This window comes from Ancylobacter vacuolatus, from assembly GCF_030813595.1.
In the GTDB taxonomy this organism is placed as follows: Bacteria; Pseudomonadota; Alphaproteobacteria; order Rhizobiales; family Xanthobacteraceae; genus Ancylobacter; species Ancylobacter vacuolatus.
In genome coordinates this window covers 173,037-194,770 of sequence record NZ_JAUSUH010000005.1, presented here as the reverse complement: position 1 = coordinate 194,770, position 21,734 = coordinate 173,037, and the positions used below count along the sequence as shown (strand labels likewise).

Sequence of the window (21,734 nt, the reverse complement as noted above, 5' to 3'; positions counted from 1 at the left end):
CACGCCCGTCGCGCGTCGACGGTAGCCATGCAAAAGGCCCCGCGCCGGGGGCGCGGGGCCTTGTCGTTCAGGGCGGCTAGGTGGGGAAGACTACTCCGCCGCCTCCAGCTGGCGCGCGGGCGTTCCCGCCCGCGCCGCCGCGAGGCTCTTCGCCAGCACCTGCACCACATGCACCGCGTCGCGCTGGGCGCCATCATGGATCTGGTGGCGGCAGGAGGTGCCGTCGGCGACGATCAGCGTTCCCGCCTCCGCCTGCCGCACGGCCGGCAGCAGCGACAGCTCGGCCATGGCCAGCGAGGTGTCGATGGTCTCGCTGTGATAGCCGAAGGCCCCCGCCATGCCGCAGCAGCTCGACTCCACCGTCTCGACGTGAAGACCCGGCACGAGGCGCAGCGCCTTCTCCACCGCACCCATGGCACCGAAGCTCTTCTGGTGGCAGTGGCCATGCAGCAGCGCCTTCTCGGCCAGTGGCGCCAGCGGCAGGTCGAAGCGGCCGGCGTCGATCTCGCGGGCGATGAACTCCTCGATCAGCAGCGCATGGGCGGAAAGCGTCTGCGTTCCCTCACCGGGCAGCAGCGAAGGCAGTTCGTCGCGGAAGGCGAGCAGGCAGCTCGGCTCCAGCCCCACCACCGGCACGCCGCGCGCCACAAACGGGGCGTAAGTCTCCACCACCCGCCGCGCCTCGGCCTTGGCCTCATCCACCAGTCCGGCGGAGAGGAAGGTGCGCCCGCAGCACAAAGCGCGCTTGTTGCCGTCGACCGGGCGCGGCATGTGCACGCGGTAGCCCGCAGCGGTCAGCACCTCCAGCGCGGCGACCACGTTCTCCGTCTCGAACCAGCGGTTGAAGGTGTCGGCGAACAGCACCACCTCGCGCCCACCTTCCGGCCCGAAGGCCACCTCCTCTTCGCGGAAGGCGTCCGCCCGCCAGCGTGGCAGGGTGCGGCGGGTGCTGAACTGGGCGAGGACTTCAGAGAACCTCGCCGCGCCCGGCAGGCGATCGCGCAGGTTCAGCAGCCACGGCACGCGCGAGGCGAGGCCGGCATAGTGCGGGAGATAGGCGACGAGGCGCTGGTGCAGGGTAATGCCCTTGGCCTTCGCCCGCGCCGCCAGCGCCTCGATCTTCATCTTCGCCATGTCGACGCCGGTCGGGCATTCGCGCCGGCAGCCCTTGCAGGAGACGCAGAGCTTCAGCGTCTCCATCATCTCGTCGGAGGCGAGCGCATCGGGGCCCAGCCGGCCGGAGATGGCGAGGCGCAGCGTGTTGGCGCGCCCGCGCGTCACGTCCTTCTCGTCGCGGGTGACACGGTAGCTCGGGCACATCACGCCGCCCACCGCCTTGCGGCAGGCGCCGTTATTGTTGCACATCTCAATGGCGCCCTGCAGGCCGCCGCCCTCGCCGGAATAGCCGGACCAGTCGAGCGCCGCCTTGATTGGCGCCACCTTGTAGTCCGGGGCGTAGCGGAACAGGCTGCGGTCGTCGAATTTCGGCGCCCGGACGATCTTGCCGGGGTTGTAGAGCCCGTTCGGGTCGAAGCGGTCCTTCACTTCCTCGAAGGCATGGACGAGACGCGCGCCGAACATGGTCTCGTGGAATTCCGAGCGCACGATGCCGTCGCCATGCTCGCCGGAATGCGAGCCTTTGTACTCGCGCACCATGGCGAAGGCTTCCTCGGCGATGGAGCGCATCGCCTTCACGTCCTTCTCCAGCCGCAGGTTCAGCACCGGGCGCACATGCAGGCACCCCTCGGAGGCGTGGGCGTACCACGTGCCCTTGGTGCCGTTGCGCTCGAACACCTCGGTCAGCCGGGCCGTGTAGTCGGCAAGGTGCGGCAGCGGCACGGCGCAATCTTCGACGAAGGAGACGGGTTTGCCCGCCTGCTTCATCGACATCATGATGTTGAGGCCGGAGGTGCGCACATCGGCGATCGCCGCCTGCAGCCCGGCCTCGCGCACGCTCACCACGCCGCCCCAGCGCGCCCCCTCGCGGTCCCAGCCGAAGCCGAGATCGCCCATCGTATCTTCCAGCAGCTTCAGCCGCCGCTCGTTCTCCGCCTCGTCCTCGGCGAACTCGACCAGAAGGATGGCGTCGGGCGTGCCACGGACGAACTGCTTCAGCGTCGCCTGGAACATCGGGATCTCGCCGGCCAGCGCCAGCAGGGTCGAATCCACCAGCTCGACCGCGATCGGCTTGAGCTTCACCAGGTGCTGCGCGGCATCCATCGCCTGGTAGAAGCTGCCGAAATGGCAGGCGCCGATGACCTTCTTGCCGATCAGCGGCCAGAGCTTCAGCTCGATCCGGGTGGAATAGGCGAGCGTGCCCTCGGAGCCGACCAGGATATGGGCGAGGTTGCTGCCGCGCGCATTCGGCACCAGCGCGTCGAGATTATAGCCGCCGACGCGGCGCTGCACGGCCGGGAAGCGCGCCGCCACTTCGCCCGCCTCGCGGGCGCCGAGACCGAACAGGTCGCGGGCGAGCGGCGCGAGCGGCGAATCCGGCGGAAGGCTGGACAGATTATGGTCCACCGCGCCGAAATGCGCCTTGGCGCCATCGGCCAGCATGGCGTCGATCGAGAGCACATTGTCGCGCATCGTGCCGTAGCGCAGCGAGCGCCCGCCGCAGCTATTATTGCCGGCCATGCCGCCAATAGTGGCGCGCGAGGCGGTGGAGACATCAACCGGAAACCACAGCCCGTGCTTCTTCAGCGCCCGGTTGAGGTCGTCGAGCACGATTCCCGGCTCGACCACGCAGCGCCGGTTCGCCACATCGAGTTCGAGAATGCGGTTGAGGTGCTTCGACCCGTCGATGACGAGCGAATCGTTGATCGTCTGCCCGCATTGCGAGGTGCCGCCGCCGCGCGGGGTGACGGGAATGCCCTCGGCACGCGCCAGGGCGATGGCGCGCTCGGCCTCCTCCGTCGTGCGCGGCACCACGACGCCCAGCGGCATGATCTGGTAAAACGAGGCGTCGGTGGCGTAGCGCCCGCGATTGAAACGGTCGAACCACACGTCTCCCGAAACTTCCGCCTTCAGACGCCGCTCCAGTCCGGGCGTCAGCCGTGCCGCCATGATGTGCTCACTCCCTCACGCCCGTCTCTATGGCGCCGTCGCGCCGCGATGGACTTAAACGCATTTTGCATTCATAATTCATTTATGCAAGATGGGGACGCTGAAGCGGGCCTTCGTCTGCCGCCCGCCCGCATCCGTGAAGAGGCGCATCCAGTAGCGCCGACCAAGGGAGAGAAGAAAATGTCCAGCAATGCCGCCCGGGTCGCGGGTCGTCATTTCCTGCAGATTCCGGGGCCGACCCCGGTGCCCGACCGCATCCTGCGCGCGATGGACATGCCGACCATCGACCATCGCGGCCCCGAGTTCCAGAAGCTCGGCAAGCGCGTGCTGGAAGGCATGAAGACCGTGTTCAAGACCGCCAACCCGGTCATCATCTTCCCCGCCTCCGGCACGGGTGCCTGGGAAGCCGCCCTCGCCAACGTGCTCTCGCCCGGCGACAAGGTGCTGATGTTCGAGACCGGCCATTTCGCCACGTTGTGGAAGAACATGGCGATCAAGCTCGGCCTGCACCCGGAATTCATCGCCTCCGACTGGCGCATCGGCGCCGATGCCGACGCCATCGAGGCGCGGCTGCGCGAGGACAAGGCCCACGAGATCAAGGCGGTCTGCGTCGTTCATAACGAGACCTCGACCGGCTGCATCTCGCTCATTCCCGAGGTCCGCAAGGCGATCGACAATGCCGGCCATCCGGCGCTGCTGCTGGTCGACACCATTTCCTCGCTGGCCTCGATCGACTTCCGCCATGATGAATGGGGCGTCGACGTCACCGTGTCAGGCTCGCAGAAGGGCCTGATGCTGCCGCCCGGCCTCTCCTTCAACGCCATTTCCGACAAGGCGCTGGCGGCGGCGCGCAAATCCTCCATGCCCAAGCTGTTCTGGTCGTGGGAGGAGCAGCTGCCGCACAACGCCAAGGGCTATTTCCCCTACACGCCCGGCACCAATCTTCTGTACGGCCTCGCCGAGGCGATCGACATGCTGCATGAGGAAGGGCTGGACAACGTCTTCGCCCGCCATGATCGCCATGCCGAGGCCACCCGCCGCGCCGTCCGCGCCTGGGGGCTGGAAGTGCTCTGCCGCGACCCGAAATACTATTCTTCCTCGCTGACCGCCGTGCTGATGCCCGAGGGCCACGACGCCGACGCCTTCCGCGAGAAGACGCTGAACCATTTCGACATGTCGCTCGGCACCGGCCTCACCAAGTTGTCCGGCCGGGTGTTCCGCATCGGCCATCTCGGCGACACCAACGACCTGACCATGCTCGGCGCGCTTTCCGGCGTCGAAATGGGCCTGTCGGTGGCCGGCGTCCCCCACAAGAAAGGTGGCGCACAGGCGGCGATGGACTATCTCGCCGACTGCGCCCGCGGCACGCTGAGCGCGGCGGCCTGAGGCGCGACGCTCCAGCCGGCATGCGAAGTTTGTCGACTTGCGGAATCCGCCGGCTGGAGCGATTTAAGTGGGGTGGAGATACCGCCTGCCGCGCCCCCACGCGCGGCGACCTGGAGATTCGCCTTATGGCGATGTCGGATACGGCCATCATTCCCCGTCGCAGCCTGCATGACGAGCTGGCGGCGCAGCTGCGCGACATGTTGATGCGCGGCGACCTGAAGGCCGGCGACAAGATTTCCGAACAGGCGCTGTGCCAGCGCTTCGGCGTCTCCCGCACCCCGCTGCGCGAGGCGCTGAAGGTGCTGGCCAATGAGGGGCTGGTGATTCTCTCGCCCAATCGCGGCGCCAGCGTCGCCCGCGTCTCGCCCGACGAGGTGGACGAGCTTTTCCCGATCATGGGCGCGATGGAGGCACTCGCCGGCGAGGCCGCCTGCGCCCGGGCCACCGATGCCGACATCGCCGCCGTGCAGGCGCTGCATGACGAGATGCTGGTGCATTACCGCGCCAGCGACCCGGCGGCCTATCTCCGGCTCAACCGCCGCATTCACGAAGCCTTCTTCGACATGGCCGGCAACACCGCCCTGAGCCAGCTCTACCAGACGCTGATGGTCCGCATCCACGCGGTGCGCTTCGTCGCCCAGAAGTCCAGCGACCGCTGGCGCGAGGCGGTGGAGGACCATGAGGAGATGATGGCCGCGCTGCGCGCCCGCGACGGCGCGCGCCTCGGCACCATCCTCAAGCTGCACCTGCGCCACAAGGCGGCAATGGTGCATGAATCGCTCGTGGACCTCGCCCGCGCGGCCGAATAGGCCCGTCGCCGCGCCGCGCGGTCCCACGTCATCCCGGATGGCCGAAGGCCGATCCGGGATCGTTTTCATCTGGGTGCGCGATCCCGGCTCTGCGGCTGCGGCTTCGGCCGGGATGACACATGAAGGAGCGGAGCCCTTGGCCTCGCTCCAGGCCCTCACGCCGCCTTCAGTTCGGCCGCGCTCTTCAGCGCACCTTCCAGCGCCGCCTCGCGCCGGCCGGCGGCGATGCCCTCGGCGACGATGAATTCGGGCTCGACCCCGATGAAGCCGAACACCCAGCGCAGATAGGTCTCGGCGTGCTCGGCCGCGGCGGCGAAGGACGGATCGGCGTAGCTGCCACCACGCGCCAGCGCCACGACCACCCGCTTGCCCTTGGCCAGCCCCTCGACCGCGCCGTCGGCGCCATAGGCGAAGGTCTTACCTGGGACCAGAATGCGGTCGATCCAGGCCCGCAGCTGGGTAGGAACCGAGAAATTATACATCGGCGCGCCCACCACCACGATGTCGGCGGCGAGGAAATCGTCAAGCGCCTGCTGGCTCGCCGCATCGCCCTTGCCGCCAGACAGCGGATGATCGGCCGGCATGGAAGCGGGCGTGGCGTGCGGCAGCGGGTCGGCGGCGAGATCGCGATAGACCACGCGCAGCGAGGGATCGGCCGCCGTCAGCCGCGCGACGATGGCGGCGCTGACCTGCCGGCTCACCGAATGATCGCCGAGGATGGAGGAATCGAGGTGCAGAAGAGTGCGGGACATAGGGGTGACCGTGTTTGGTTGGTTACGATTTGTAACCTGGACTAGTTACGTGCCTGTCCGTATCCTCCGCAAGAACGCACATCGCTGAACCTGAGGCACAAGCAAGTGACTGAGGAACATCCCCCTTTCCACACCGAGGGCTGCCTCGCCGTCAGCCGCGTGCTCGCCCGCGTCGGCGACAAATGGAGCGTGCTGATCGTCATGCTGCTGGCGGGAGGCCCGCGCCGCTTCAATGAGATGAAGCGCATGGTCGACGGCATTTCCCAGCGCATGCTCACCCTCACTTTGCGCGGGCTGGAGCGCGACGGGCTGGTTTCGCGCACAGTCTTTCCCACCATCCCGCCGCGTGTGGATTACGAACTGACGCCGCTCGGCCATTCGCTGCGCGAGCCGGTGATGGCGCTCGGCCAGTGGGTGCAGGCGAACCTTGCCGACATTGCCGAAGCGCAGGCCGCGTTCGATCGGCGCGGCGCGCCGGACGCGCCGCCGGAACAGGTGCGGCGGCAGGGCTGAAGCCGCGTCCCGCGTCGGCGCCGACAGCCGGCGGCATCCGTAATTATTGATGACAGTTCCGGAATGCGTTAAGAAAACGATGGCCCCTCACGTTCGGTGCGAGAGCGCCATGGCTGAGCAACCCCGCCCGGCTCTCCGGAGCGAGGAAGCCCGCCGGGCCACAAGGCCGCCTAAGGACCATCGCATGCCGTCATCCACGATCATCCGCCATTCCCTGCATGAATCGCTGGTGGCGCCGCTGCGCGAGATGATCCTGCAGGGCGAGTTGCAGCCGGGCGACAAGGTGCCGGAAGAACAGCTCTGCGAGCGTTTCGGTGTGTCGCGTACCCCGATCCGCGAGGCGCTGAAGGTGCTGGCGGCGGAAGGCGTGCTGCAGATCCTGCCGCATCGCGGCGCCATCGTCGCCCGCATCACCGAGGAGCAGATCGAGGAGCTGTTCCCGATCATGGCCTCGCTAGAGCGCCTCGCCGGGCTCATGTCCTGCGCCCGCGCCTCGGACGCCGACATTGCCCGCGTGCGCGCCCTGCACGACACGATGATGGGGCATTTCGAGCGGGACGAGGAGGCGGAGTATCTGCGCCATAACCGGCTGATCCATGAAGCCTTTTTCGAGATCGCCGGCAATGCGACGCTGTCGGCCTATTACCAGCAGATCCTCACCCGCATCCATGCCTGCCGCTTCGTCGTGCGCAAGAGCCGCTACCACTGGGCGGCGGCGGTGGAGGAGCACAAGGCGATGATCGAGGCGCTGGAGGCGCGCGACGCCCCGCGCCTCGGCGCCTTGCTGGAGCGCCACGTCACCGGCACCACCGCCGGCATTGCCCGCGCCTTCATCGCGCGCAACGAGGCCGCCAAGCTGCGCGAGGCGGAAGAGCGCGCCCAGGCTGACAAGCCCGCTTCCCCACGCGCCGGACGCATGGCCGCCCTCCGCACGTCCTGATCCTTCGCCTCCCGGGAGACGCGAAGCGGATAATCTGTAATTATTGATTGTGAATGCGGATATCTCCGCGGAAAGGAAACCGATGAGCGATGTTCGAGACCAGGCCCGCGAAACGCCCACCGCGACGCAAGCCCCCCGCCCGCTCCCGCTGACCGGCGTGCGGGTGCTCGATGTCAGCCAGGTGATGGCCGGCCCCTATAGCTGCATGCTGCTCGGCGATCTCGGCGCCGACGTCATCAAGATCGAGCCGCCCGGCACCGGCGACCAGACGCGCGGCGCCATGGGCTTCAAGATGAAGGGGCCCGACTCGATGGGCTTCCTCAACATGAACCGCAACAAGCGCTCCGTGGTGCTCAACCTCAAGAGCGAGGCCGGCCGCGAGGCGTTTTACGAGCTGGTCAAAAGCGCCGACATTCTGGTCGAGAACTACCGTCCCGGCGTGATGAAGAAGCTGAAATGCGACTATGAGACGGTCAGCAAATACAATCCCCGCCTCGTCTACGCCTCGATTTCCGGCTTCGGCCAGACCGGCCCCTGGGCCGGGCGCCCCGGCTTCGATTTGATGGCGCAAGCCATGTCCGGGGTGATGAGCGTCACCGGCCATCCCGGTGGCCCGCCTGTTAAGGCCGGCGTGCCGGTGGCCGATATCGGCTGCGGCCTGTTCGCCACCTATGCCGTGCTCGGCGCCTATATCGGCGCCAAGAACACCGGCGAGGGCCAGTATATCGACGCCTCACTGTTCGAGGCGGCGCTGGCCTTCTCGGTATGGGACATCTCGGAATATTGGGGCCGTGGCACAGAGCCGATCCCGCTGGGCACCGCCAACCGGATGAGCGCGCCCTATCAGGCGGTGAAGTCCAGGGACGGCTATTTCGTCATGGGCGCCACCAACCAGAAGCTCTGGCTGCAGCTCTGCGACACGCTGGAACGGCCGGAACTGGTGGACGATCCGCGCTTCCGCACCAACCCCGACCGCCTCGCCCATCGCGAGGTGCTGATCGAGGAACTGGAAAAGAGCTTCGTCACCCGCACCTCGGACGAGTGGGTGGAGAGCCTGCTCGCCGTCGGCATCCCCGCCGGCACCATGTACACCTACCCCGAAGCCTTCGAGAGCGAACACGGCCAGCACCGGCAGATGCGGATGGAGATCGACCATCCCCATGAAGGCAAAGTTTCCAATATCGGCTTCGCGGTGAAGCTCACCGGCACCCCCCAGCAGGTGACGCGCCATCCGCCGCTGCTCGGCCAGCACAATGACGAGGTGCTGAGCGAGATCGGCCTCGACGCCGCCGCCGTGGCGGCGCTGGCCGCGCGTGGAGCCTTCGCGCCATGAACATTGCCGCCGCCACGGAAACCAAGGCCGCGCCCGTGGAGGGCCGCGTCCACTTCACCCGCGAGGGCGCGGTCGCCCGCCTTGTCTTCGACCGCCCCACGGCCCGCAACGCCATGACCTGGCGGATGTATGAGGAGATGGCGCAGGCCTGCGCGGCCATTGCCGCCGACCCCACCATCCGCGTCGCCGTGCTGCGCGGTGCCGGCGGCAGGGCCTTTGTCGCCGGCACCGATATCGAGCAGTTCCGCGCCTTCTCATCCGGCGCGGACGGCATCGCCTATGAGGAGAAGGTCGATCATTATGTCGGCCTGCTGGAACAGGTGCCGGTGCCGACCATCGCCGTGGTCGAGGGCTGGGCGGCGGGCGGCGGCATGGCGATCGCCAATGCCTGCGACTTCCGCCTCGCCACACCAGGCGCGCGCTTCGGCGTGCCGATCGCCCGCACGCTGGGCAATTGCCTCTCCGCCTCGAACCTCCAGCGGCTCATCGCCACGCTCGGCATCGGCTGGGTGCGGCGCATGCTGCTGGCGGCCGAGATGCCGACCGCCGAGGAACTGCCGGGGGATTATGTTGCGATCCACGCGCCGGACGCGATCGAGGCGGCACTGGACGATTTGTGCGGGCGGATCGCCGGCCATGCGCCGCTCACTCTGCGCGTCACCAAGCAGATGCTGGGCCGCCTCGCCCAGAACCCGCAGGCGCCGGATGCCGACCTCGTGCGCGAGATCTATGGCAGTGCCGATTTCCGCGAAGGCGTGGAGTCCTTCCTCGCCAAGCGCCCGGCGCAGTGGCGGGGGGAGTAGTAGAGGAACGATCCGTCATCCCGGCGGAAGAGCCGGGATCGCGGTCCAACACGTCGGCGATCCCGGATACGGCCTGACGGCCGATCCGGGATGACGTTTCATAAAACCGCCTCAGCGGATCGGCGGCGCGTACTGGATGCCGCCGGCGCTCCACAGCTGGTTGATGCCGCGCGGAATGCCGAGCTTCGACTGCGCGCCGATATTGCGCTCGAACACCTCGCCGTAATTGCCGACGCTTTTGACGATCCGCATCGCCCAGTCCTTGGTCAGGCCCAGCTTCTCGCCATAGGCGCCGTCCGAGCCGACGAAGCGCTTCACGTCAGGCTTTTCCGACTTTGCCGCCTGGTCGAGCGTCTCGGTGCTGATGCCGAGTTCCTCGGCGTTGACCAGCGCGTAGAAGCTCCATTTGACGATGTTGAGCCAGTTGTCGTCGCCCTGCCGCACCACCGGGCCGAGCGGCTCCTTGGAGATCACATCGGGCAGCACGACATAGTCGGCCGGCTTGGCGAGCTTCAGCCGAAGCGCATAGAGCTGCGACACGTCGGTGGTCAGCACATCGCACTTGCCGTCGGCATAGGCCTTCACCAATTCGTCGACATTGGGGAGCAGGGTCAGCTCCAGCTCCATCTTGTTCTGCTTGAAGTAGTCCTGAACGTTGTCGATGCTGGTGGTGCCGGCCTGGGTGCAGACCTTGGAGCCGCTCAGTTCCAGCGCGCCCATCACGTTCTTGGCCGCCGGCACCATGAAGCCCTGGCCGTCATAATAGGAGACGGCGGCGAACAGCAGGCCGAGATCGGCCTCGCGCTGCATCGTCCAGGTCGAGTTGCGCGAGAGCAGATCGATCTCGCCCTTCTGCAGCGCCGGGAAGCGCGCCTCGGCGGAGAGCGGCACATACTCGACCTTCGACGCATCGTCGAAGATCGCCGCCGCCACAGCCTTGCACATGTCGACGTCGAAGCCGGCCCACTGCCCCTTGTCGTCCTTGGCCGAGAAGCCGGCGAGGCCCTGGCTGACGCCGCATTTCAGCGTGCCGCGCGCCTTCACATCCGCCAGCGTGCCCGCCTGCGCGAAGCCGGCCGAAAGCAGAACGCCGGCGGCGGCCAGCGCGGTTGCGATCCTGTTCATCTTTCCCCCAATGTCGATCGAAAGCCGTGCGGCGAGAGCTGAGGTGCTCACAGTTCCGGCGCCTGCCGAATGACCACCTTCGTCCCCACCGGGACACGATTATAGAGGTCCTGCACGTCGGCATTGACCAGGCGGAAGCAGCCGGATGAGATCGCCATGCCGATCGTGTTCGGCATGTTGGTGCCGTGGATGCGATAGACGGTGGAGCCGAGATAGAGCGCGGCGGCGCCCATCGGGTTGCCCGGCCCGCCGGCCATGAAGCGCGGCAGATAGGGCTGGCGCTGGATCATTTCCGGCGGCGGGGTCCAGTCCGGCCATTCCGACTTGCGGCTCACCTTCTGCAGCCCGGCCCACTGGAAGCCGTCGCGGCCGACACCGATGCCATAGCGCAGCGCCCGGTTGTCGCCGAGCACCAGATAGAGGAACCGCTCATTGGTGTGGACGATGATGGTGCCGGGCGGCTCATTGGTGCGGAAATAGACCGGCTGCCGGCGGAAGGCCGGGTCCAGCTGCTCTTCATCCGCCGACGGCACATAGCCCGGCTTCTCAGGCACATCGACGATCTGGTTGCCCATGCCCGCCGCCGGGCGCATCTGCGCCTGCGCGCCGGCGAGCGGCAGCGCGAGCGCCATCGCCAGTGCCGCGCCGATCAGGCCGATTTTCATGCTCGCGAAAGGCATCGTGTCGTTTCCCCTCTGAAGGCCTGGCGCACGGCAAGGCGTGCGCCGAGTCACGGGTCGCTCCCTGAAAGGGGGATCGAACGGGGGAAATGACCTCAAGTCAATCACAGTGTGATGAAATCTGCGCCGGGCGTCACCGGCGCAGATCGCGTTTCAGCCGCCCGCGCCTCAGCGCAGGTAGCTCCCCACCAGCGCTTCCAGCCGCTCCTGCCGGCCCGAGCGCGGCTGCGGGTCGAGGCCTTCCGCCTCGACCCGGGCGGCAATCGCGTCGAGCGAGCTGTCGGCGGCGAGCATCGCCTTGTTCGCGGGCGCCTCCCAGCCGGCATAGCGGTCATCGACCGCCTTCTGCAGCGCGCCGTCCTCGATCATGTCGGCGGCGATCAGCAGGGCGCGGGCGCACACATCCATGGCGGCCGCGTGGGCGATGACGAGGTCTTCCGGCTCGATCGACTGGCGCCGCACCTTGGCGTCGAAATTGGTGCCGCCGGTGGTGTAGCCGCCCGCGCGCAGGATTTCGTACATAGCCAGCGCCGTGTCCTCGACATTGGTCGGGAACTGGTCGGTGTCCCAGCCGGACTGGGCATCGCCCTTGTTCATGTCGATGGAGCCGAAAATGCCGAGCGCCGCCGCCATGGCGATCTCGTGCTCGAAGCTGTGGCCGGCCAGCGTGGCGTGGTTGGCCTCAATATTGACCTTCACTTCCTTCTCCAGCCCGGCGCGGCACAGCAGGCCGTAGACGGTGGAGACGTCGAAGTCATATTGGTGCTTGGTCGGCTCCTGCGGCTTCGGCTCGATCAGGATCGTGCCCTTGAAGCCGATCTTGTGCTTGTGCTCGACCACGAGGTTGAGGAAGCGGCCCATCTGGTCGAGTTCGCGCTTCAGATCGGTGTTGAGGAGCGTCTCATAGCCCTCGCGGCCGCCCCACAGCACATAGTTCTCGCCGCCCAGCTCGTGCGTCACTTCCAGCACGTTCTTCACCTGCGCGGCGGAATAGGCGAACACGTCCGGGTCCGGATTGGTCGCCGCGCCCGACATGAAGCGCCGGTTGGAGAACAGGTTGGCCGTGCCCCAGAGCAGCTTGGTCTTCGAGGTCTCCATCTTGCGGGCGAAGATCTCGGCGATGGCGCGGACATTGGCGTTCGATTCCGCCAGCGTCTTGCCCTCGGGGGCGATGTCGCGGTCATGGAAGGCGAAGAACGGCACGTCGAGAATGTCGAACAGCTCGAACGCCACATCCGCCTTGGCGCGGGCCAGCGCCAGCTCGTCCGTGCCGTGCATCCACGGGCGCAGGAAGGTCTCGCCGCCAAAGGGGTCGCCGCCCGGCCAGGTGAAGCTGTGCCAATAGGCGACGGCGAAGCGCAGATGGTCCTCCATCCGCTTGCCCAGCACCACCCGGTCCTTGTCGTACCAGTGGAAGGCGAGCGGGTCCCGGCTCTCCGGACCCGCATATTTCAGCGTCTCGAGGGCGGGAAAGAAGCGGGCGGTCATGAGGTCACTCCCTTGAGGGCGGGGTACAGCGCCTTGTAGAGCGCGTGGCGTTCCGCATAGGCCTGTTGAAGAACGGGGTCGGGTTCGATGGTCTCGATGCGGCGGGGCGGCAGGCAGATCTCGGCCGGGCTCTCGCCGGTCGCCGCCATGCGGGCGAGCCGCGCGGCGCCGAACGCCCCGCCCCGCTCGCCGTCCTCGACGCGGTTGAGCGGGATGCCCAGCACGCTGGCCAGCACCGCGATCCAGAAGCGCGAGCGCGAGCCGCCGCCGATCACGTCCGCCTGGGTCAGCCTTGTCCCAGCGGCGGAAAGCGCATCGAGGCAATCCTTGAAGGCGAAGGACACGCCCTCCAGCACCGCCTGGGTCAGCTCGTCCCGGCCGGTATCGTGGTCCATGCCGACAAAGGCGGCGCGGATCGCGGTGTCGTTGTGCGGCGTGCGCTCGCCGGAAAGATAGGGCAGGAAGGTCGCGCGCGAGGGAGCCTTGGGCGCCTCGCCCAGCGGCGCCAGCAGGTCGCCCGGCGCCTCCTTCGCCACATTCGCCCACCAGCCCAGCGCCGAGGCGGCCGAGAGGATCACGCCCATCTGGTGCCAGGTGGCGGGAATGGCATGGCAGAAGGCGTGCACGCTCGATTGCGGGTTGGGCGCATAGCGGTCGGTCGTCGCCCACAGCACGCCCGAGGTGCCGAGCGAGACGAAGGCATCATTGGCGCCGATCGCCCCGAGCCCGATGGCGCCGGCGGCATTGTCGCCCGCCCCGCCGGCAAGCACGGGCGGATTCTCCATGCCCCAGCGCGCCGCGAGTTCCGGCTTGATCCGCCCGGCCGCCGCGCTGCCCTCGACAAGGCGCGGCATGTGCTCGCGCGACATGCCGGTCGCCGCCAGCGCCTCGTCCGACCAGTCGCGCCGGCCGACGTCGAGCCAGAGCGTGCCAGAGGCGTCCGACATCTCCTCCACCATCTCGCCGGTGAGGCGGTAGCCGACATAGGCCTTGGGCAGCAGCACCTTGGCCATGCGGGCGAACAGGTCGGGCTCGTGTTTGCGCACCCACATCAATTTGGGCGCGGTGAAGCCGGGAAAGGCGAGATTGCCGGCAACCTGGTGCAGCGCCGGAAAGCGCTCTTCCAGCTCGCGGCACTCGGCGGAGGAGCGCCCGTCATTCCACAGGATCGCCGGGCGCAGCACCTTGCCGAAGGCGTCGAGCAGCACCGCCCCGTGCATCTGGCCGGAAAGGCCGATGCCGCGCACGGCCGCGAGCGCCTTGGGCTGCTCCGCCTTCAGCGTATCGATGCTGGCAAGCGTCGCCTGCCACCAGTCTTCCGGGCTCTGCTCGCTGAAGCCGGGCTGCGGGCGGGAGATCGCCAGCGGCGTCTCCGCCGTCGCGATGACGGCCTGCGCGTCGTCGACCAGCACCGCCTTGATGGCGGAGGTTCCAATATCGAGGCCGAGATACATGCCTCACACCCTTTCGGCAAAACGGAGAGAAAACGTCACGGCAGGTTGTCCCGCAGGAAGATGTCGATGCGGATACGTTCCTGTTCGTTCATCAGCGGCTCGCCGGCGCAATGGGCCAGCAGCACCCGGGCGGCCGAGCGCGACTGGTGGCCGGCATCCTGGTTGATCACCGCGTCCATCACCCCGCGCAGCAGGAAGCGGCGCGTGTCGTCGGTGAGGTCGTGGCCGATGAAGATAAGGTCGCCGGCGCGATTGGCGGCCGAGACCGCCGCGGCGATGCCGCGATTGCCGGCGCCGACATTATAGAGGCCGATGAGATCGGGCACGTCGCGCAGCATCTGCGTCACGATGGCCTCGTTGCGCTCGTCCTCGTCCAGGCTCTCGCGCACCGGCAGCACCTTCAGCGCCGCATATTCGCCGGCCACCACCTGGGTGAAGCCGAATTGCCGCTCGGCATGGTCGCGCAGCGCCGGCGTGCCGACGATGAGGCCGATGGAACCGCGCCGCCCGCCGGCGAAGCGCCCGAGCAGGGTGGCGGCGGTGCGGCCGGCGGCGATGTTGTCGATTCCGACATAATGCAGCCGGTGCGAGGACGGCACGTCCGACACCAGCGTCACCACCGCCACGCCCGAGGCGGCGAGATCGTCGATCGCCGCCCGCACGCGCGGATGGTCGAGCGCCACGACGGCCACCCCGTCATAATGGCCCATCAACCCCTCAAGCGCCGTGGCCAGGGTTTCGGGGGCGAACACGTCGACACGCAGCGTGTCGATATAGGCGTTGTTGGCGGCCAGCCAGCTCGTCGTGTTCGCCACCTGCTCGCCGAGCATCCGCATGAACACGTTGGAGCCAACCGGCAGCACGAAGCAGAAACGGTAGGTTTCCCCGCGCGCCAGCCGGGCGGCGGCGAGGTTCGGGCGGTAGCCGAGGCGGGACACTGCCTGCTTCACCCGCTCGGCCGTCACCCCCCGCACCCCGGCGCGGCCATTGAGCACGCGGTCGGCGGTGGCTAGCGACACGCCGGCCTCGCGGGCGACGTCTTGCAGGGTTATGCGCGAAACACCTCTGGACATGACGCCATGTTGCCCTCAAAATCTGAGGTACGCAACTCAGGCTGTGGAGCGTCGCTTTAGACCAAAGAGCGAGGAGCCGGCGCCCTCACGATTTGTTACATTGACCTCCAGCACCCCGCCGCGGCGTGGTGAAACCCTACCGCCGATCCGTTGAGGGCCGGCCAATTGTCGACGCCCGGCCCGATTGAGGTTCGGACGTCAGAAAATCGACCGAGGCCTGCGCGCCCCTTGCGGAGTGCGCGTGCAACCTCCGGCACCCGCCTGTCGCACCCCTTTGGGAGGAAAGCATGAATCTTAAACTGACGATTTCCGCCGTGGCCCTCGGCACGGTGATGGCGGTGGGCGTCGCCCACGCGCAGCAGCCCGTGGTCGGCGTGAGCTGGTCGAACTTCCAGGAAGAGCGCTGGAAGACCGACGAGTCCGCGATCAAGAAGGCACTCGAAGCCGCCGGCGCCAAGTACATCTCGGCCGACGCCCAGTCCTCCGCCTCCAAGCAGCTGTCCGATGTCGAGGCGCTGATCGCCCAGGGCGCCACCTCGCTCATCATCCTGGCGCAGGATTCCGACGCCATCGCCCCGGCCATCGCCAAGGCGCAGAACGAGGGCATCCCGGTGGTCGGCTATGACCGGCTGATCGAGAACCCCTATGCCTACTACATCACCTTCGACAACAAGGAAGTGGGCCGCATCCAGGCCGCCGAGGTGATGAAGATCAAGCCGAAGGGCAACTACATCTTCATCAAGGGCTCGGCCTCCGATCCCAATGCCGACTTCCTGTTCTCCGGCCAGATGGAAACCCTCAAGGCCGCGATCGACAAGGGCGACATCAAGAATGTCGGCGAGGCCTATACGGATAGCTGGCTGCCGGCCAACGCCCAGCGCAACACCGAGCAGATGCTCACCGCCAACAACAACAAGGTCGACGCCGTCGTCGCCTCCAATGATGGCACCGCCGGCGGCGCCATCGCCGCGCTCGCCGCGCAGGGCCTTGCCGGCTCGGTGCCGGTTTCCGGCCAGGACGCCGATTTCGCGGCGCTGAACCGCATCGCGCTCGGCACCCAGACCGTGTCGGTGTGGAAGGATTCGCGCGAGCTCGGCAAGCGTGCCGCCGAAATCGCCCTCGAACTCGCCAAGGGCACCGAGCCTAAGGCGGTGAAGGGCACGACGACCTTCACCGGCGGCCCGAAGAAGGTGCCGATGAACTCGACCTTCCTCACCCCGGTGCCGATCACCAAGGATAATCTCGGCGTGATCATCGAGGCCGGCTGGGTGCCGAAGGCCACCGTCTGCCAGGGAGTGAAGCCCGGCACGGTGAAGGCGTGCGACTGATCGACCCGCGATCGGTCCGCCTGCGCTCGATCAGCCGGCGATTGATCCGCCCGCGACAGATGCGGTAGCCCATTGCGCGGCGGGGGAAACCCCGCCGCCTGCCCACGCGACACCGCGCCCAGTCACGCGCGCGGCGGGGAGAGGACGCTCATGACCGACACCACCACGACCAGCACGCCCATCCCGGCCGCGCCACCGCCCGGCAGCCCTGCGGCGAAGCCCGGCTCCCGGCCCGGCTCCGCCCCGGCCGCCGCGCCCACCAGCTTCATCGGCGCGCTGGAAATCGATGTACGCTTCCTCGGCATGCTCGGCGCCCTCGCCGTCATCTGGGTGGTGTTCGACATCCTCGCCGGCGGCACCTTCCTCACCGCCCGCAATCTCTGGAACCTGTCGGTCCAGAGTTCGTCCATCGCCGTCATGTCCACCGGCATGGTGCTGGTGATCGTGATGCGCCACATCGATCTGTCGGTCGGCTCCATCCTCGGCGTCACCGGCATGATCATGGCGGTGTTCCAGGTCAGCACGCTGATGCCGACCTTCGGCTTCAACCACCCGGCGGTGATCATCCTCACCCTCGCCGCTGGCATCAGCGCCGGGGCCGCCATCGGCGCCCTGCACGGCTTCGTCATCGCCTATCTCGGCGTGCCCGCCTTCATCGTCACGCTGGGCGGCCTGCTGGTCTGGCGCGGCGCCGCCTGGGCCGTGGCCGAGGGCAAGACGATCCCTCTCGTCGACGACAATTTCAAGCTGCTCGGCGGCGGTGCCAATGGCTCCGTCGGCGAGATGTGGAGCTGGGTGATCGCCGTCATCGCCTGCCTCGCCATCGCCGCCGCCGCCGTTCAGGCGCGTCGGCAGCGCCAGCGCTTCCATTTCCCGCAAAAGCCGGTCTGGGCCGAATTCGTCATCGTCATCGCCGGCTGCCTGGCGGTGATCGCCGCGACGCTTGTTGTCAACGCCTATACGCTGCCCCCCGTTCTGGCCCGCCGCTATGCCGAGGCCGCCGGCCTCACCGTGCCGCCCGAAGGCATCGCGATCAGCTTCGGCTTCGCCATTCCGGTGCTGGTGGCGCTGGCGGTCGGCATCGTCATGACCTTCGTCACCAACCGCACCCGCTTCGGCCGCTATGTCTTCGCCATTGGCGGCAACCCGGAAGCCGCCGATCTCGCCGGCATCAACACCCGCCGCGTCACCCTGGCGGTGTTCGCGCTCATGGGGGCGCTCGCGGCGATCGGCGCCGCCATTTCCACCGCCCGGCTCAATTCGGCGACCAATGCGCAGGGCACGCTCGACGAGCTCTATGTCATCGCCGCGGCGGTCATTGGCGGCACCTCGCTCGCCGGCGGCTCCGGCACCATCGCCGGCGCCATGCTCGGCGCGCTGGTCATGCAGAGCCTGCAATCGGGCATGGTGCTGATGCGCGTCGACACGCCGTACCAGAACATCGTGGTCGGCATCGTGCTCGTCTTCGCCGTGTGGATCGACACGGTCTACCGCAAGCGGATCAAGTGAGGAGCGCGCCCATGAACGCCGTCACATCCCCCCTCGCCCCCGGCGCCTCCCGCATCGAGGGCACGCCCATGGTGGAGATGCGCGACATCTGCATCTCCTTCGGCGGCATCCGCGCCGTCGACGACGTCTCGGTCGACCTCTATCCCGGCGAGGTGGTCGGCCTGCTCGGCCATAATGGCGCCGGCAAGTCGACGCTGATCAAGATCCTCGCCGGCGCCTACAAGCCGGATGCCGGCGAGATCCGCATCAAGGGCGAGAAGGCCGACATCGCCAACCCGCGCGACGCCAAGCGCTACGGCATCGAGACGATCTATCAAACCCTCGCCCTCGCCGACAATGTCGACGCCGCCGCCAACCTCTTCCTCGGCCGCGAGCTGATGACCGCCTGGGGCACGCTCGACGACGTGGCGATGGAGGCGGCGACGCGCGAGGTGATGGGCCGGCTCAACCCGAACTTCCGCAAGTTCAAGGAGCCGGTGCGCGGCCTCTCCGGCGGCCAGCGCCAGTCGGTCGCCATCGCCCGCGCCATCCATTTCAACGCCAAGATCCTGATCATGGACGAGCCCACCGCCGCGCTCGGCCCGCAGGAGACGGCGCAGGTGGCCGAGTTGATCAAGCAGCTCAAGGCCGAGGGCATCGCCATCTTCCTCATCAGCCACGACATTCACGACGTGTTCGACCTCGCCGACCGGGTGAGCGTGATGAAGAACGGCAAGCTGGTCGGCACCGCCCGCACCTCCGATGTCACCAAGGACGAGGTGCTCGGCATGATCATCCTCGGCAAGAGCCCGCCCGGCGCGCTGGCCGGCCCCGGCGCTGCCGCCGACTGATCGCGCGTCATGAAAGGCCGGGCCGGGCAGCGGCGGCGTGCCGCTGTTCCGGCCCCTCCCCGGCTGTGATATGACGCAGGCGAGGGAGCATGCCGTGTCCACCACCACTGCGATGACCGAGGAGACCCAACCGGCCGGCGCCCTGCGCCGGTGGGCGCTGGTGCTCGCGGTCGCCTATGTGCTGGTGCTGCAGGCCCTGCTCGGCGGCCTGGCCAGCGGTGCCCATGCGGCGGGCGGCCTCACCGTCGACGGCTTCGGCCAGGTGCTCTGCCTCTCCGGCCATGGCGACCCCGCCACGCCGGGCGACCCGGCACGCCACACCCCCGATTGCTGCCTGACCGGCTGCCAGGCGGCCCCCGCCGCCGCCCTGCCGCCACCGGTGGCGGCACTGTCAGCCCTGCCGGCGCACCCTCTTGTGGCCCGCCATCTGCCGCCGCGCGCGGCCCGCCTCGCCCGCGCGCCTGAGCGCTCGCCGGGCCATATCAGGGCCCCTCCCCGCGCCTGACGCCTGCCGCCTACCGCAGAACGTCAGTCGAAACACCGGCCGCAGGCCCACATCCCGCGCCGCGCCGGCACCGAGGGAGACCACCCATGCTTTACCCCACGCTCCGCACCTTCCTGCGCCGCGCCCTTCGCCGCACCGAAGACCGCGTCGGCTTCGCCATCCTGGCCGCCGCGCTCGGCCTGTTCGTCATGCAGCCGGCCTTCGCCCATGAGTACAAGATCGGCAATCTTGAGATCGAGCACCCCTGGGCGCGCATGACGCCCGCCGGTGCCAAGGTTGGCGGCGGCTATCTGACCATCGAGAACGAGGGCAAGGAGGCCGACCGCCTCGTCTCCGCCACCGCCGAGGTGGCCGGCCATGTCGAGATCCACGAAATGGCGGTCAAGGACGGCGTCATGACCATGCGGATGCTGCCCGACGGGCTGGAAATCCCCGCCAATGGAGAGGCCAAGCTGGCGCCGGGTGGTTTCCACCTGATGCTGATGGACCTCAAGCAGCCGCTGAAGGAAGGCGAGAGCTTCAAGGGCACCCTCACCTTCGCCAAGGCCGGCAAGATCGATGTCTCCTTCAAGATCGAGGGCATGGGTGGTCCCAAGGGCTCGGACGCTTCCGGCCATGACGGGCACAGCCACGGCACCCCCGCCAACTGATCCCCGCAACTGACCGACCCCGCCGCGCGTCTTGAGGCCGGCCGTCCCGCGTGACGGCCGGGGCTCGGCGCGTGCTGTCGCCCTCATTTTCCGGAACTCTCTCCGATGAGCACCACAACTGTGTCCGACATTCCGGGCCGCGACGCCGAAGAGCGCTCGGCCAATCTCTACCGCGCTGTCTGGCGCTGGCATTTCTATGCCGGCCTGCTGGTGCTGCCCTTCCTCATCCTGCTGTCGGTGACGGGCGGCCTCTATCTCTTCCGCGAGGAGATCGACAATGCCTGGCACCACCAGCTCAAGGTGGTGGAAGCCCGCGCCACCCCGGTCGAGGCGCCCAGCGCCTGGATCGACGCCGCGCTTACATCCCGCCCCGGCACCGTGATCAAGTTCATCTCCCCGGTCGATGCCACCGCCTCGGCCGAGGTGGTGATCAAGACCGCGGAGGGCGCGCGCCGCTCCGTCTATGTCGATCCCTATGATTCGCGCGTGCTGGGCGAATTGGCCGATCGCGGCACCCTCATGTGGCTGATGCGCCGGGTGCACAGCCTGGCGGAGTTCGGCACCATCACCAACGGCATCATCGAGATCGTCGGCGGCTGGTCGATCCTCTTGGTCGCCACCGGCTTCTATCTCTGGTGGCCGCGCAAGCAGGCGGGCGGCGTGGTGAGCGTGCGCGGCACCCCGCGCAAGCGCGTGTTCTGGCGTGACCTGCACGCCGTCACCGGTGCCTTTGCCGGCGTGGTCATCGCCTTCATGGCATTGTCCGGCATGCCGTGGTCGCTGGTATGGGGCAAAAACCTCAACCAGTGGGCCAACAGCTCCAATTACGGCTATCCCTCCGGCGTCTATGTGAACGTGCCGATGTCGGACGAGCATCTCGCCCACGCCAACGGCCCGACGACATGGTCGCTGGAACAGGCGAAGATGCCGGAATCCACCCCCGCCGCCACCACGCCGATCGGCGTCGACAAGGCGGCGGCGATCATCAATGGGCTCGGCGTGTCGCCCGGCTATGCGCTCAGCCTGCCCGGCGGGCCGAGCGGGGTCTATTCCGCCACCGTCTATCCCGACGACCTCGCCAAGCAACGCGTCGTTCATCTCGACCAGTACACCGGCAAGCCGCTGATCGATTTCTCCTATGCCGATTACGGCCCGGTGGCCAAGGCGATGGAATGGGGCATCAATATCCACATGGGGCAGGAGTTCGGGCTGGCCAACCAGCTGTTCCTGCTGACGGTCTGCCTCGCCATCATCCTGATGGCGGTTTCGGCCGGGGTGATGTGGTGGAAACGCCGGCCCGCCGGCGCGCTCGGCGTTCCGCCCGCGCCCACCAGCGCGGGGGTGATGTGGGGGCTGATCGCCATCATGGCGGTGGTCGGGGTGATCTTCCCGCTGGTCGGCGCCTCGCTGGTGGTGATGGTGCTGCTCGACCTCGCCTTCGCCCGGCGCCGGCCCAAGCTGCGCACCGCCTGAGGCGGCGCATCGCCTGA

At 67.9% G+C, this 21,734-nt stretch carries 19 protein-coding genes; 12 read left to right on the top strand and 7 right to left on the bottom strand.

What is annotated here, in order from left to right; all coding sequences use genetic code 11:
* Positions 1-90 precede the first annotated feature (90 nt).
* Positions 91-3,066, bottom strand: coding sequence for an FAD-binding and (Fe-S)-binding domain-containing protein (locus J2S76_RS13325; protein ID WP_307060930.1), 2,976 nt, complete (start codon positions 3,064-3,066; stop codon positions 91-93).
* A gap of 180 nt (positions 3,067-3,246) precedes the next feature.
* Between J2S76_RS13325 and J2S76_RS13320 the strand changes: the two genes are divergently transcribed.
* Both J2S76_RS13320 and J2S76_RS13315 read left to right on the top strand, forming a co-directional pair.
* Entirely contained in the window at positions 3,247-4,452 is a 1,206-nt protein-coding gene (locus tag J2S76_RS13320; protein ID WP_307060929.1) for a pyridoxal-phosphate-dependent aminotransferase family protein, read from the top strand.
* 125 nt (positions 4,453-4,577) lie between these two features.
* Entirely contained in the window at positions 4,578-5,261 is a 684-nt protein-coding gene (locus tag J2S76_RS13315) for a GntR family transcriptional regulator (RefSeq protein ID WP_307060928.1), read from the top strand.
* Between the two features lie 155 nt (positions 5,262-5,416).
* On the opposite strand, the gene J2S76_RS13310 is transcribed toward J2S76_RS13315, so the two are convergent.
* Positions 5,417-6,013, bottom strand: coding sequence for an FMN-dependent NADH-azoreductase (locus J2S76_RS13310; protein ID WP_307060927.1), 597 nt, complete (start codon positions 6,011-6,013; stop codon positions 5,417-5,419).
* 105 nt (positions 6,014-6,118) lie between these two features.
* Between J2S76_RS13310 and J2S76_RS13305 the strand changes: the two genes are divergently transcribed.
* The 4 genes from J2S76_RS13305 to J2S76_RS13290 all read left to right on the top strand — a co-directional run bounded on the left by J2S76_RS13305 (position 6,119) and on the right by J2S76_RS13290 (position 9,602).
* Positions 6,119-6,526 carry a winged helix-turn-helix transcriptional regulator gene (locus tag J2S76_RS13305; RefSeq protein WP_307060926.1) on the top strand — a complete coding sequence of 136 codons (408 nt, stop codon included), beginning with the start codon at positions 6,119-6,121 and terminating at the stop codon, positions 6,524-6,526.
* Positions 6,527-6,710: 184 nt separating this feature from the next.
* Positions 6,711-7,466 (top strand): GntR family transcriptional regulator, encoded by a 756-nt coding sequence (locus tag J2S76_RS13300; protein ID WP_307060925.1) that lies wholly within the window; start codon positions 6,711-6,713, stop codon positions 7,464-7,466.
* Between the two features lie 82 nt (positions 7,467-7,548).
* Positions 7,549-8,799 (top strand): CaiB/BaiF CoA transferase family protein, encoded by a 1,251-nt coding sequence (locus tag J2S76_RS13295; RefSeq protein ID WP_307060924.1) that lies wholly within the window; start codon positions 7,549-7,551, stop codon positions 8,797-8,799.
* Positions 8,796-9,602 (top strand): enoyl-CoA hydratase, encoded by an 807-nt coding sequence (locus J2S76_RS13290; RefSeq protein WP_307060923.1) that lies wholly within the window; start codon positions 8,796-8,798, stop codon positions 9,600-9,602. The genes J2S76_RS13295 and J2S76_RS13290 overlap by 4 nt, the downstream gene beginning before the upstream one ends.
* Before the next feature lie 111 nt (positions 9,603-9,713).
* Here the strand turns inward: J2S76_RS13290 and J2S76_RS13285 are convergent, their stop codons facing one another.
* The 5 genes from J2S76_RS13285 to J2S76_RS13265 form a co-directional block, all read right to left on the bottom strand.
* The gene (locus tag J2S76_RS13285) at positions 9,714-10,727 is read right to left on the bottom strand and encodes an amino acid ABC transporter substrate-binding protein (protein WP_307060922.1); all 1,014 of its coding nucleotides are present in this window, start codon (positions 10,725-10,727) and stop codon (positions 9,714-9,716) included.
* Between the two features lie 47 nt (positions 10,728-10,774).
* Entirely contained in the window at positions 10,775-11,407 is a 633-nt protein-coding gene (locus J2S76_RS13280; RefSeq protein ID WP_307060921.1) for a L,D-transpeptidase, read from the bottom strand.
* Between the two features lie 168 nt (positions 11,408-11,575).
* Positions 11,576-12,895 carry a xylose isomerase gene (gene xylA / locus J2S76_RS13275; protein ID WP_307060920.1) on the bottom strand — a complete coding sequence of 440 codons (1,320 nt, stop codon included), beginning with the start codon at positions 12,893-12,895 and terminating at the stop codon, positions 11,576-11,578.
* Positions 12,892-14,349, bottom strand: coding sequence for a xylulokinase (gene xylB / locus J2S76_RS13270; protein WP_307060919.1), 1,458 nt, complete (start codon positions 14,347-14,349; stop codon positions 12,892-12,894). The genes xylA and xylB overlap by 4 nt, the downstream gene beginning before the upstream one ends.
* Before the next feature lie 35 nt (positions 14,350-14,384).
* Positions 14,385-15,422: a LacI family DNA-binding transcriptional regulator gene (locus J2S76_RS13265; RefSeq protein ID WP_307060918.1), complete on the bottom strand. Its 1,038-nt coding sequence runs from the start codon at positions 15,420-15,422 to the stop codon at positions 14,385-14,387.
* A gap of 332 nt (positions 15,423-15,754) precedes the next feature.
* Here J2S76_RS13265 and xylF point away from each other — a divergent pair, with 332 nt between their 5' ends.
* The 6 genes from xylF to J2S76_RS13235 all read left to right on the top strand — a co-directional run bounded on the left by xylF (position 15,755) and on the right by J2S76_RS13235 (position 21,717).
* The gene (xylF, locus tag J2S76_RS13260) at positions 15,755-16,750 is read left to right on the top strand and encodes a D-xylose ABC transporter substrate-binding protein (RefSeq protein ID WP_307061161.1); all 996 of its coding nucleotides are present in this window, start codon (positions 15,755-15,757) and stop codon (positions 16,748-16,750) included.
* A gap of 150 nt (positions 16,751-16,900) precedes the next feature.
* A complete protein-coding gene (locus J2S76_RS13255; RefSeq protein ID WP_307060917.1) occupies positions 16,901-18,259 on the top strand; it encodes a sugar ABC transporter permease in 1,359 nt (452 codons plus the stop codon).
* 11 nt (positions 18,260-18,270) lie between these two features.
* Complete coding sequence (locus J2S76_RS13250) at positions 18,271-19,089, top strand: ATP-binding cassette domain-containing protein (protein WP_307060916.1); 819 nt, start codon at positions 18,271-18,273, stop codon at positions 19,087-19,089.
* 94 nt (positions 19,090-19,183) lie between these two features.
* Complete coding sequence (locus tag J2S76_RS13245) at positions 19,184-19,594, top strand: hypothetical protein (protein ID WP_307060915.1); 411 nt, start codon at positions 19,184-19,186, stop codon at positions 19,592-19,594.
* A gap of 86 nt (positions 19,595-19,680) precedes the next feature.
* Positions 19,681-20,244, top strand: a complete 564-nt coding sequence (locus J2S76_RS13240; RefSeq protein ID WP_307060914.1) for a copper chaperone PCu(A)C — start codon at positions 19,681-19,683, stop codon at positions 20,242-20,244.
* 105 nt (positions 20,245-20,349) lie between these two features.
* Positions 20,350-21,717, top strand: coding sequence for a PepSY-associated TM helix domain-containing protein (locus J2S76_RS13235; protein WP_307060913.1), 1,368 nt, complete (start codon positions 20,350-20,352; stop codon positions 21,715-21,717).
* Positions 21,718-21,734: the final 17 nt, after the last annotated feature.